A 13,546-nucleotide genomic window follows, 5' to 3' on the forward strand; every position below is an offset into this window, starting at 1 on the left:
TTTTAGTCCCAAGTTTTTTTACGCAACGCTAGGGCGTAGATTGTATCTAATGGATATAACCATAAAATGATTGTGAAATGGCCAAAATGAATCCCTATGTCTTGTAGGGTCTTTGTTTTTGCGTTATAGCTGATCTTTTTTACTAAAAATTTTCCCATGAAAAAGAATTTTTTGCTACTTCTGTTTGTAGTCTCATTGGGCTTAGTGTCTTGTGAAAAATCCGATGACGGAAAATATGCCGATTATTTGGTGGCCAAACCCTTGACCATAAGTAAGTCTGAATTTAAGAATAGTGTTGCTATCGTAGCTCCAGCGCCTATAAAGGAATCAGGGAAAATCTATACCTATAAGGATTATATTTTTGTGAATGACAAATATCGGGGCGTACATGTTATTGATAATAGTGATCCGTCTGCCCCAAAAAAGATCTCGTTTATTAAAATTGCGGGTAACGTGGATATCTCGATAAAGGATGGGTATCTATATGCCGATAGTCTTATGGATTTGGTGGTTCTCGATATTTCGGATATCACCCAGATCAAAATAGTCACACGTTTGGATAATGTACTTCGGGACAACGTGGTATGGCCCGCAGCTGATTTTTATGAATATGATGGTTTGGATTATGAAAATGAGGTTTTGTTGGGTTGGGAAACGGTGACCGAACGAAGGCTGGTCACGGAATTTGAGGAAAGATTCACCGTGGATGGGGGATTTTTTACGAATGCCGAAGCCGTCAACGATGCCTCGGTAGGACAAGGAGGGTCATTGGCCCGTTTTAAGATCGTAGGGGATTATCTCTATGCCGTTGATAGCCATACGATCAATGTTTTCAATATACAGGACTTGGAAGACCCTCAAGACCTGGAAGACGTTTATGCCGGTTTTGATATTGAGACTATTTTCAATCGGGATCAGTATTTGTTTTTGGGAAGCATGCGCGGAATGTATATCTATGACATATCCTCCCCGGCCACACCGACTTTCGTTTCTGAGTTTCAGCATGGCACTGCCTGTGATCCCGTGGTGGTCGATGGGAATTATGCCTTTGTGACCTTGCGGGGTGGTAATCGGTGTGGGGCAACCGAAAGTGGACTTTTCATCGTTGATATCTCTGATATTGCCAATCCTGAATTAACGATTAGCTATTCTCTGGATGGTCCCTATGGTCTTGGTGTTAAGGGAGATAAGCTGTTTGTTTGTGATGGTGAATCCGGATTAAAGGTATACGATAAGTCCAATGTTGAGGATTTGATAAGCTTGAATCATTTTAAGGATATTAATACCTTCGATGTCATTCCATTGGAGAATTCGTTGCTTATGGTAGGAGAGGATATGCTATATCAATATGAATATCTAGAGGATGATATTAAATTGATCAGTACCTTGGAATTGGATTGAAAATTGAATTGTTTATACATTTAAAAGCCCAGTAAATCCCATGATTTTTTAGTACATATATATAAGGTAGCGGCTCTAATTAAAAAAATCAACTACTTTTGTGTCACGAAAAATCGATGAATGGCAAAGAATTTAGTTATTGTAGAGTCGCCGGCAAAGGCAAAGACCATAGAAAAATTTTTAGGTAAGGATTTTAAGGTAGAGTCAAGTTTTGGACATATTGCCGATTTACCTTCAAAGGAATTGGGTGTTGATGTTGACAATGGTTTTAAACCCAAGTATATAGTCGATAAGGAAAAGAAGGCCCTTGTAAAAAAACTAAAGGATTTAGCGAAAAAAGCCGAGACCATCTGGTTGGCGAGTGATGAGGACCGGGAGGGGGAAGCCATATCATGGCATCTTTCCGAGACGCTGGAATTGGATAAGAGCAAGACGAAAAGGATTGTTTTCAATTCAATCACCAAATCAGCGATACAGAAGGCCATTGAGAATCCAAGGGAGATAAATTACAATCTAGTGAACGCCCAACAGGCCAGAAGGGTGTTGGATCGTTTGGTAGGGTATCAGTTATCCCCGGTACTTTGGAAAAAAATAAAACCAGGACTCTCAGCAGGTCGTGTGCAGTCGGTCGCTGTGCGATTGATTGTAGAGCGCGAACGTGATATAGAGGCATTTACCCCAACAGCTTCTTTCAAGATCTCTGCTGAGTTTAAAACGGAAAGTGGTAGTGTGTTTACCGCTAAATTGGGAAAAACGTTTGCGACCAAGAAAGAAGCTGAGGCCTTTTTAAAGAAAAATATCGAAGCAGGTTATTCCATTGGAAACTTGGATAAGAAGCCTGCTAAAAAATCGCCATCAGCGCCATTTACCACATCGACCTTGCAGCAGGAAGCTGCGCGGAAACTCTATTTCTCGGTAGGTAGGACCATGCAGGTAGCACAACGTTTGTATGAGGCAGGACTTATCACCTACATGAGAACGGATAGTGTCAACCTTTCCGGGGAGGCGATTACTGCGGTAAAAGATGCTATTGTGGATAATTATGGGGAGGAATATAGCACCGTAAGGAACTTTAAGGGGAAGACCAAAGGGGCACAAGAGGCTCACGAGGCCATTCGACCTACGGATATGACAAGACAATCCCCTTCGTTGGAGCGGGATCAATCCAAGTTGTACGATTTGATTTGGAAAAGGACCATTGCGTCGCAAATGAGTGATGCCCAATTGGAACGTACCAATGTAAAAATAAAGGCTACTACACATAACGAGGAATTCACGGCGAATGGTGAGATAATCAAGTTCGATGGTTTTCTGAAAGTATATATGGAAGGGCTCGATGACGAGGATATCTCCGAAGAGCAAGAGGGAATGTTGCCTCCAATGAAAGTGGGCGATACGCTGTATAATAATTTTATTACAGCCACTGAACGCTTCACCAGGCCTCCATATAGGTTTACCGAAGCTACCTTGGTTAAAAAGCTTGAGGAACTTGGAATAGGAAGACCTTCTACCTATGCGCCAACCATATCAACCATCCAGAATAGAGGATATGTTGAAAAAGGCACTGTGGATGGTGTCGAAAGAAAATATATCCAATTTGTCCTTAAGGCAGGTGCGGTAAAAGAAAAGGAAATGGTCGAGACCGTTGGGTCCGATAAAGGTAAAATGGTGCCAACCGATATAGGAATGATCGTCAATGATTTCCTAGTCAATCATTTTTCGAATATCCTGGATTATAACTTTACAGCGAAGGTTGAAGAGGATTTTGATGGAATCGCACACGGTGAGGAGGATTGGCAAAAAGTGATGAATGATTTCTACAAGGATTTCCATCCTACGGTTCTCGATGTTGAGGAAAATGCCGATAGGGCCAGTGGAGAAAGGGTTTTAGGTAAGGATCCAAAGACAGGTAAACAAGTCTCGGTTCGTTTGGGAAGATTCGGACCTATGGTGCAGATAGGTACCGTTGATGATGAGGAGAAACCACAATTTGCGAGTTTGGCCCCAGACCAATCCTTGAATACGATAACATTTGAAGAGGCGATGGATCTGTTTAAACTCCCTAGGAAGCTGGGTGATTTCGAAGGTGAGGAAATTGAAGCCAATGTAGGTCGTTTTGGTCCCTATGTGAAATTTGGTAAAAAGTTCGTTTCACTGGCCAAGGGTGAAAGTGCCATGGATATTTCCTTGGATCGGGCCATAGAGCTGATCAAGGAAAAACAGAAAGCCGATGCACCGATTGCATCCTATGAGGATAAGGATGTGGTTAAAGGGGTTGGGCGTTTTGGGCCGTTTATCAAATGGGATGGTATGTTCATCAACGTAAACAAGAAATATGATTTTGATAATCTTAACCAAGCTGATATAGAGGAGTTGATCGAAGCCAAAAAGCAAAAGGAAATCGATAAGCTCATACAGGAATGGCCCGAAGAGGGAATCCGTATTGAAAAGGCTAGATGGGGAAGACATAATATATTAAAAGGAAAAGTAAAGGTTGAACTGGCAAAAACCGTTGATGCGGCAAAGATGTCCTTGGAAGAAGCAAAGGCATTGATTGAAAAGAAATCCCCTAAACGAAAAACAAAGGCGAAACCTAAAGCAAAACCTAAAGCTAAAAAATAAGTATGGCATTTGATTTTTTGGTTCCTGTAGAAGATAGGGTATTGGCCCATTCCGAATTACTGCCCCCACAGGCGCTTGGAAGACATATTTACCCCCATACCAAGAAGGAAGGCCTACCTGTTCTTGCGAATGCGACCATCGCCATCCTGGGCGTTAAGGAGTCTCGTAATGCCTTCGAGAAAAAAACGGAGAAATTAGATGTTTCCGCGATTAGGATACAATTGTACAAGTTATTGTTGGGCAATTGGAATTCAACCATAGTCGATATGGGTGATATAGAGGAAGGTGAAACCGTTGATGACACTTATTTCGTCGTAAAGGAAATAGTGGCCGGCTTGCTTGAAGAGAGTATTATCCCCGTTATTTTAGGAGCGACCCAAGATATCACCTATCCCGCATATCGTGCTTTTGACGGTATAAAGGATATGGTCAATTTAGTGGCTATCGATAGCCGTTTTGATTTTGGGATGGAAGATGAACTGATATCTTCCCATTCCTATATGAGTAAGATTATTACGGATAAGCCCAATAATCTTTTTAATTTCTCGAATTTAGGATATCAGAGTTATTTTAATGCCCAAGAAGAGAAAGATCTAATGGATCGTCTTTTTTTTGATGCCTATAGGTTGGGTGAATTAATAAACGATATTTCCCTGGCAGAACCTGTTTTGCGTAATGCACACATGGTGAGCTTGGATACGCGGTCTATTAAATCGAGTGAAATAGGGGTATCTCCCAATTTTTCACCCAATGGTTTTGACGGTCGTGAAATTTGTGCCATTGCAAGATATGCAGGGTTAAGTGATAAGGTCAGTATCTTTGGTATCTATGAAATGGAGAATATTGACCAATCATGCCAATTATTGGCACAGATCATATGGTACTTCATAGAAGGGGTGAATTTTAGGATCGAGGAATCCCCTTATTCAAGAACAGACGATTTTACAAAGTATACCGTACCAACCGATACTGAGCAGTTGGTCTATTATAAGAGCCATCTTACCGAAAGATGGTGGGTAGAGGTACCTTCAATTTTGACTTCACATACTAAAGGCAATTCGGTTGCGTTATTACCTTGCACCGAACAGGACTATTTTGATGCATGCAACGAGATTATTCCTGAAAGGTGGTTTAAGGCTTATAGAAAAGGCTTTAACTGATTAAAAAAAAGTAGACGATAATTGTATAACATACAATAATTTACCCAAAACGTAGTTTTAGAGAGTAGAATAATAATTGTGTTTGCATTTATAACCTTAATCGAAATTTAACCTAAAGTATGAAGAAGCTATTGTTATCATCTATAGCATTTGTTTTTTTACTCACCAGTTGTGGGTCCAAAACAAAAGGAGAGCTAGTCGGCGTCCAGGGTAAGAAGTGGTACCCGGAAAAACCTTATGGAATGGAATTAATCCCACGCGGATCTTTCATCATGGGTAAAAGTGAGGAAGACCAAGCCAAACTTCTCAATGCACCCACCAAAACTGTTACCGTACGGTCTTTCTATATGGATGACACTGAAATCACGAATAGTGAGTATCGTCAATTTGTAGAATGGGTCAAAGATTCTATTGCAAGAACGAGGTTGGCTATTTTGGCCGATGAGTTGGGGCTAGGACCTGAAGATGGCGGTATTGGTGATTATGCATTCAAGGATGCGGATACCACCAAGGCATCAGTGTATGACAAATATATGTTGGACAACTACTCAGGAATGGGTGAAACAGGTTATGAGGGTCGTGCACTCAATAAGGACACGGATCTGGTCTGGGACACTTCGGAATATCCTGATGAATATTATACCGAGGTAATGGATTCGTTGTACATTTCTGAAGATGAGTCATACAATGGTCAGAGGACCATTGATGTTACTACATTGAAGTACAAGTATAGTTGGATGGATATAGAGGCTGCTGCCCGTTCTAGAAACGGTAAGAGAAAAGACTTTATAAAACATGAAGAGTTGGAAATCTATCCAGATACCACGGTTTGGATCAGGGATTTTGAATACTCCTACAACGAGCCAATGCACAACGATTATTTTTGGCACGATGCCTATAGTGAGTACCCAGTTGTCGGTATTTCCTGGAAGCAAGCCAAGGCTTTCTGTAATTGGAGGACCAAGTTCAAAAATGATGACCAGAAAAGTAAAGGCAAACAATTCGTGAATAAATTTAGATTGCCAACCGAGGCCGAATGGGAATATGCCGCAAGAGGTGGTATCGAAGGAGGTACTTATCCTTGGGGTGGTCCTTATGTTATTAGTGATACAGGTTGCTTTATGGCAAACTTTAAACCGCAACGTGGCGATTATGCCGCTGACCAAGCACTATACACTGTAGAGGCCAAATCATATGAGCCCAACGATTTTAACCTGTACAATATGGCAGGTAATGTTTCGGAATGGACGAATTCAAGTTATGATCCCAGTTCTTATGAATTTGTATCTACCATGAATCCCAATGGAGGTGACGAACAAAATGCCCGAAAGGTAATCAGGGGAGGTTCCTGGAAAGATGTTGCCTATTTCTTGCAAGTCAGTACAAGGGATTATGAATATGCCGATTCCGCCCGTAGTTATGTAGGGTTTAGAACAGTACAGGATTACATGGGTGAGGAAGATTCAACACAATGATAGCATAATATACATTATAAATACATCCCGGTTCCCCATTTATAAGGGATAGGAAAAAAAATCAAACCTTAACCAAATACTTATTATTAACATAAACTAAAATTAAATTTAAAATTATGGCACAGTCAAAATCAACAAAAAAATTATTTAACATGGCTTACGGGCTTGGAGCATCGGTAGTGATTATTGGTGCATTGTTCAAGATCCTTCACTGGGAGTTCGGTCCTTTGACAGGTGGACTTTTATTGGCGGTAGGTCTTATTACGGAAGCATTGATCTTTGCTATTAGTGCATTCGAACCAGTAGATGACGAATACGATTGGTCATTGGTATATCCAGAATTAGCTGGTGGAATGACCAGTGGTGGTATGAAAAATGAACTTACAGAGATCAAGGAAACTGAAACTTCCCTGTCCAAAAAATTGGATAACTTATTGGAAGAGGCCGGTATCGATGCCAGTCTTATGGAAAGCTTAGGTTCTAGTATCAAGAATTTTGAAGGTGCAGCAAAAGGTATCGCCCCTACTATGGATGCCATGGAATCTACCAAAAAATATTCTGATGAAATGGTACAAGCTGCCTCTCAAATGGAATCTTTGAACAGTTTGTATAAAGTACAATTAGAGAGTGCTAGCCGACAAGCAAGTGTCAACGAGGAAGTAGTGCAAAATGCAAGTGCACTCAAAGATCAAATGGAATCTTTAGCCACTAACCTATCTTCTTTGAACGGAGTATACGGTGGTATGTTAACTGCAATGAATAGAAACTAATTAGAACGTTAGTCCAAACCCAAATCAATTAATCATTAATACCTAATTAGAAAAAATGGCAGGAGGTAAACAAACACCACGTCAGAAGATGATCAACCTAATGTACTTGATCTTCATCGCGATGTTGGCCTTAAATATGAGTAAAGAAGTTTTAGCTGCATTCGGAATTATGAATGAAAAGCTAGAGGCTTCTAATGAAAAGACGACCGAAAGTAATGAAGCTTTCTTGGGAAGTCTTGAAACCAAAGCATCCGAGGATGCTAAGAAATATGGCGAATTATATCAGAATGCCCAGAAAATCAAGTCCATGTCCCAAGAGTATTATGACTACTTGGAAGGTCTTAAGAAAGGCATGATGGAAAAAGTGGAAGACCCAAAGGATTATGCCCGTATGGACAATTCCGATTTCTTGGATCAAAAGTTTTTCCAAGGTGATAACTTGGCCGCAGATGGTAAGGAGTTCATGAAACGGATTACCGATTATCGTGAGCAAGTTGCCGCAATGGTTCCTGCTACATTGAAAGAGTCTGTAATGACCCGTTTTAAAACAGGAAACGAAGAAGGTAAGGTTAAGGCTAAGGATGGCATGCAAGATTGGATCAATTACCACTATGAAGGTTATCCTTTGGTAGCTTCCCTTGCTAAACTTACATCGCTACAAGCTGATGTTAAGGCCACGGAAGAGGCTGCTTTAAAATCAATGTTGGAAGGGGAGTTGACCAGCCAAGTTTCATTGAAGAATTTCGCAACCGCACTTGCTGCAAGTAAATCAGCTTTCTATGCTGGTGAAAAGTATGATGGTAAGATCATTATCAGTAAGACCGATAAATCATCAACACCTGTTAGGGCCGAATTGACCCTGGATGGCAGAAAACTTTCAGAAGGTAAGGATTACGCTTTGGAAGCAGGTGGAATCAAAATGTTGATTGGTGCAGGTTCTGCCGGTGATCATGAAATCAAAGGTATTATGTACTTTATGCAGGATGGAGAGGAAATACCTGTTGAGGTTAAGAACAGTTTTGCAACGATTAGTAAACCTAATGCTGCACTGATTGCCGCCGATAAGATGAACGTTGTTTATCGTGGTGTTGCCAACCCAATGTCTATCTCAATTCCAGGTATACCCAATAACAAAGTAAATGCTTCTGCCCCAGGTTTGAAATCAGTAGGTGGTAGTAAGTATGTGATGAATCCAGGTACCGGTAGAACGGTTACGATCACGGCTTCAGGTAAATTGCCTGATGGTCAAACGGTAGCTTCCAAGTCTGAATTCAGGATCAAGGATATTCCAAGACCAGCTGGTGCGATCAGAGGTGAGACCGGTAGTGCAAAAATGCCAAGGAAGAACTTGGAAATAGCTACTGTTGGTGCTTTGTTGGAAGATTTTGATTTTGACTTGAACCTTAAGGTAAGTGGATTTAAATTCAAAGTTCCTGGTCAACCAACCGTTAGTGTTAATGGTAACAAACTAGACTCTAGGGCCAAATCAGCCTTGAAAAGAGCCAAACGTGGTGATGCTGTTCAGATATTCGATGTAAACGCTTATATCACGAACAATAAGAGCTACAAACTTAAAAAGGTATCTCCAGTTGTTGTTGAGATAACAAACTAATAAGTAGTATTATTTAAATTATATTTTATGAATTGGAAGAATGTTTTATTAATCGGAGCCGTTAGTTTACTGCCCGCATCTATCATGGCCCAGGCAAACATATTGAATGCCAAAAAGCCAGAGCAGATAGGGGTAAGGACTGAAGCACAGAAAGCTCTAGACAATGATGCTCCTCTAGAGTATGGTTATGTGGATGATAGGGATATCCTTTGGTCCAAAACCGTATGGGAGACCATTGATTTGGACGAGCGTGTCAACTTTCCTCTATACTATCCTGTCGACACCATTGATATAGGTTCCGATAGAAGGTCCTTATATGATGTACTTATCAAGAACATCAAGAATGGGAATTTAGAGGATGTATATGTAGATTCTTATTTTACTGAAAAAAGAAAGTTCAGTGATTTGGCTGCTACGTTACGTAAAGTGGATACCACCGATATGGGATACGAACAGATAAATGCAGGGGAGGAATTATCGCCTGAGTTTATCAACCAGCGGGATTTGACTGCCGCGGATATAGAAGAGTATCGTATAAAAGGTATGTGGTATTTCGATAAGCGCCAGGGAGAATTAAAATACCGTTTGTTAGGTATAGCCCCGGTCGCGCCGGATGTTAACTTCATCGATGATGAAACCATGGACCCGTCAGACGCAAAGGTTGAGCTTTTCTGGGTATGGTACCCAAGTGCAAGACATATCCTGCACGACGCAAAAGTCTTTAACCAGCGCAACTCGGCGCAACCAATAACATATGATATGTTGTTGAATTCCAGAAGGTTCAATGGGGTTATTTATCGTGAAGACAATGTTCATGGTGACCGTAAGGTCAACGACTACATTGCCGATAATGCCTTGTTCCAACTCTTGGAGGCTAAACGAATCAAAGAGGCCATTAGGGATAGGGAACAGGATATGTGGGCCTATTAAACATGGTTTATTCCAATTCAATCCATAAAATAAAAACCCTGGCGATTTCGTCAGGGTTTTTTGTTTGCAGGAAGTACGTATACTTTCATAGATTGTATAATTTTACACCATGATAGATTATTTGGTTGTTGGACTAGGATTGGCAGGTGTTTCATTTTGTGAACAGTTAGAGGTTCATAAGAAGGATTATAAGGTTATTACCGATAATTCCCAAACGTCATCCCTTGTTGCCGGGGGATTGTACAATCCAGTTATTCTTAAGCGGTTCACCTTAGCGTGGAATGCTGATACCCAACTTGAGAAGGCAATACCTTTTTATAAGGGTCTAGAAAGAAAATTGGGAACACGGTTGGATTATAAGATTTCCATTTTAAGGAAATTCGCCTCGATAGCGGAACAGAATCTTTGGTTCGAAGCTGCGGATAAAAAAGGACTCGATAAGTTTCTCGATACAACCCTCATAAAAAATAATGACAGATCCATCGATGCGCCTTTTGGTTTTGGCAAGGTGTTGCATACGGGAAGAATAGATGTAAAGGCCTTGATAGGGGCATACCAAAATGATCTTGTTGAAAAAGGAAGGCTATTGCAGGAAGCTTTCGATTTCAATGCTTTGCAAATCCATAATGGATATGTGGAATATAAATCCATTAAAGCCCGTAAAATTGTTTTTGCCACGGGTTTCGGATTAAAATCAAACCCTTATTTCAAATACCTTCCATTACAGGGTAGTAAAGGGGAGCTCTTGACGATAAAAGCCCCGGATATAAAAACGCGGGACATCATAAAATCCTCGGTTTTCATCATCCCTATGGGTAACGGCCTATATCGGGTCGGGGCAACCTATGAAAGATTGGACAAATCCAATATCCCAACAGATGGGGCCAAGAACGAACTATTATCAAAATTGCACACTTTTTTAAAATGCGATTATGAAATCGTGGATCATGTGGCGGGTATTCGGCCTACCGTAAGCGATAGGAGGCCCTTGGTGGGGGCACATCCAGAATACGACCAAATGTATGTGCTGAACGGGTTTGGGTCACGTGGGGTTTTAATTGCGCCAACAGTGTCCGCGCAACTTTTTGATTATATAGAGAGAGGGGAGGCGCTCCCAACGGAAATAGATGTGTTGCGGTTTATAAAAAAGTATACTCCTAAGGTTTCTTAATGGCATTGGGATCATAATGAATGAAAAAGTTGATCCAAATATTTCTTGATAATCGTACGATTACCGGTAAAAAAACGATCATTGTAACTACAATGGCGATAAAAGAGGTGACCAGTGAAGTGCCTATGAACAAATAAGAGATTACAAAGGCCGCTACTGCAAAGGCGATACCTACACCATAACTAACATACATGGCACCATAAAAGAAGGAAGGCTCGATCTTGTATTTGGTATTGCAATGTGAACAGCGCTCATGCATTTTGAACAATTTACCCAATTTATAAGGGTTTTTTTCCAAATACATACTTTCACTCTGGCATTTGGGGCAAGTTCCTGTTAAAATGCTGTAGAGTTTGTTTCCTTTTTTTAACATTTGCAAAAGTTTCAGCGAAAATACAGTTTTTGTATTTTTTTAAACGTAACCTAGGTCACAAATTATGCTAAACATACATAACCTGTCAGTTTCTTTTGGTGGTGAATACTTATTTGAGGAAATCTCATTCAGGCTAAATGCTGGTGACCGCGTGGGCCTTATTGGAAAAAATGGGGCAGGGAAATCCACACTCTTAAAATTACTGTCAAAAGACATGCCTATTGATTCGGGCACTATTGCTACCGAGAAGAATTTGAAAATAGGTTTTCTTCGGCAGGATATCGATTTTAAACAGGGTAGAACGGTTTTGGAGGAAGCCTATCATGCTTTTGAGGAAATCAAGTCCTTGGAGGTGAAACTCGAGGATGTCAATCAACAACTCGCCGAGCGTACCGATTATGAGAGTGAAGGGTATCATCAATTAATGGTGGATCTTAATGATTTTACACATCTATATGAAATCCTTGGGGGATACAATTATCAAGGGGATACCGAAAAAATATTGCTAGGGCTGGGCTTTAGGCGGGAGGATTTCGATAAAAAGACCGAAACCTTCTCCGGAGGTTGGCGAATGCGTATCGAATTGGCCAAATTATTACTCCAGAGTAATGACGTTTTATTGTTGGATGAGCCTACCAACCACTTGGATATCGAGTCCATTATATGGTTGGAACAATTTTTGACCAATTATCCAGGGGCAGTTGTCATAGTATCGCATGATAAGATGTTTTTAGACAATGTGACCAATAGAACCATTGAGATATCCTTAGGGCGTATTTATGATTATAACAAGCCCTATAGCGAATTTCTAAAATTGCGTGATGAGATGAAAGGGCAACAACTCAATGCCCAAAAGAATCAAGAAAAGGAAATACAGCAGGCAGAACGTCTTATTGAAAAATTTCGGGCCAAGTCAACAAAGGCCTCAATGGCGCAATCCTTGATCAAGAAGTTGGATAAGATGGATAGGATCGAGGTCGATCAAGACGATAATGCCGTTATGAACTTGCGCTTCCCGATTTCGATTACACCGGGTAAGGTGGTTGCTGAAATAGAAGGGCTATCTAAAAGATATGGCGACAATCTTGTACTGAATAATATTGATCTACTCCTTGAACGCGATAGTAAAACCGCCTTCGTAGGCCAAAACGGACAAGGAAAGTCAACCTTGGCCAAAATTATGGTCGGTGAATTGGAGTATGCGGGTAAATGCAAGTTGGGCCATAATGTGCAGATCGGCTACTTTGCCCAGAACCAGGCAGAATATCTCGATGGTCGCAAAACGGTTTTGGATACGATGATCGATTCCGCAAATGAAACCAATAGAAGTAAGGTTCGCGATATTCTTGGATCATTCCTTTTCAGGGGAGAAGAGGTAGATAAATATGTTAGGGTCCTTTCCGGAGGGGAACGCAATAGACTTGCGTTGGCAAAAATGCTCCTACAACCCTTTAATGTGTTGGTTATGGATGAACCGACCAACCACTTGGATATTCAATCCAAGAATGTGCTTAAAAAAGCCCTACAGAGCTTTGAGGGTACCTTGATACTTGTATCCCACGACCGGGATTTTCTTCAGGGACTGACCAATAAGGTCTATGAATTCCGTGATAGGAAGATCAAGGAGTATTTGGGTGATATTGATTTTTATCTTGAACAACGTAAGGTTGATGACTTCAGGGCCATAGAAAAGGAGAAGAGTGAGCCCGTAAAGAAAACCAAAACAGAAAAACCGTCCAATACCTATCAAGATCAGAAAAAAATAAAGTCGTTGAAGAATAGACTTAGCTCCGTGGAAACTAAAATCTCCGACCTTGAGAAAGAACTGAAGAAAATTGACCATGATCTTTTGATGAACTATGATTCAACAATAGCAAAACCCAATTTCTTCGATGAATACCAAGGAAAGAAAAAAGACTTGGAAAAGTTTATGGAACAATGGACGGAAATCACCTTGGAGTTGGAAAAATACGGTCAGTGATCTCAAAATAACTTTGTTATAATTTCCTACACCACACATAATCCGACTTTC

The 13,546-nt window shown here is 40.7% G+C and carries 10 protein-coding genes; 9 read left to right on the forward strand and 1 reads right to left on the reverse strand.

Annotated features, from left to right (window positions below; translation table 11 throughout):
- The first annotated feature begins 156 nt into the window (after positions 1-156).
- The 8 genes from HPE56_RS05385 (at position 157) to HPE56_RS05420 (ending at position 11,141) form a co-directional block, all read left to right on the forward strand.
- Positions 157-1,401: an LVIVD repeat-containing protein gene (locus HPE56_RS05385; protein ID WP_188242747.1), complete on the forward strand. Its 1,245-nt coding sequence runs from the start codon at positions 157-159 to the stop codon at positions 1,399-1,401.
- Between the two features lie 120 nt (positions 1,402-1,521).
- Positions 1,522-4,023 (forward strand): type I DNA topoisomerase, encoded by a 2,502-nt coding sequence (topA, locus tag HPE56_RS05390; protein ID WP_188242748.1) that lies wholly within the window; start codon positions 1,522-1,524, stop codon positions 4,021-4,023.
- A gap of 2 nt (positions 4,024-4,025) precedes the next feature.
- Positions 4,026-5,183, forward strand: a complete 1,158-nt coding sequence (locus HPE56_RS05395; protein WP_188242749.1) for a formimidoylglutamase — start codon at positions 4,026-4,028, stop codon at positions 5,181-5,183.
- A gap of 119 nt (positions 5,184-5,302) precedes the next feature.
- Positions 5,303-6,658: a T9SS ring complex lipoprotein PorK/GldK gene (porK, locus tag HPE56_RS05400; protein ID WP_188242750.1), complete on the forward strand. Its 1,356-nt coding sequence runs from the start codon at positions 5,303-5,305 to the stop codon at positions 6,656-6,658.
- Positions 6,659-6,774: 116 nt separating this feature from the next.
- The gene (gene porL, locus HPE56_RS05405; protein WP_188242751.1) at positions 6,775-7,428 is read left to right on the forward strand and encodes a type IX secretion system motor protein PorL/GldL; all 654 of its coding nucleotides are present in this window, start codon (positions 6,775-6,777) and stop codon (positions 7,426-7,428) included.
- 55 nt (positions 7,429-7,483) lie between these two features.
- Positions 7,484-9,040, forward strand: a complete 1,557-nt coding sequence (gene porM / locus HPE56_RS05410; RefSeq protein WP_188242752.1) for a type IX secretion system motor protein PorM/GldM — start codon at positions 7,484-7,486, stop codon at positions 9,038-9,040.
- A gap of 27 nt (positions 9,041-9,067) precedes the next feature.
- Positions 9,068-9,970, forward strand: a complete 903-nt coding sequence (gene porN, locus HPE56_RS05415; RefSeq protein WP_188242753.1) for a type IX secretion system ring subunit PorN/GldN — start codon at positions 9,068-9,070, stop codon at positions 9,968-9,970.
- 109 nt (positions 9,971-10,079) lie between these two features.
- Positions 10,080-11,141, forward strand: a complete 1,062-nt coding sequence (locus HPE56_RS05420; protein WP_188242754.1) for an NAD(P)/FAD-dependent oxidoreductase — start codon at positions 10,080-10,082, stop codon at positions 11,139-11,141.
- Here the strand turns inward: HPE56_RS05420 and HPE56_RS05425 are convergent.
- The gene (locus HPE56_RS05425; RefSeq protein WP_109648928.1) at positions 11,128-11,514 is read right to left on the reverse strand and encodes a DUF983 domain-containing protein; all 387 of its coding nucleotides are present in this window, start codon (positions 11,512-11,514) and stop codon (positions 11,128-11,130) included. The genes HPE56_RS05420 and HPE56_RS05425 overlap by 14 nt on opposite strands.
- Positions 11,515-11,578: 64 nt before the next feature.
- On the opposite strand from HPE56_RS05425, the gene HPE56_RS05430 reads away from it, so the two are divergent.
- Positions 11,579-13,495: an ABC-F family ATP-binding cassette domain-containing protein gene (locus tag HPE56_RS05430; protein WP_188242755.1), complete on the forward strand. Its 1,917-nt coding sequence runs from the start codon at positions 11,579-11,581 to the stop codon at positions 13,493-13,495.
- The last annotated feature ends 51 nt before the right edge of the window (positions 13,496-13,546 follow it).

The sequence above is a fragment of the Maribacter aquimaris genome (assembly GCF_014596745.1).
GTDB lineage: Bacteria > Bacteroidota > Bacteroidia > Flavobacteriales > Flavobacteriaceae > Maribacter_A > Maribacter_A aquimaris.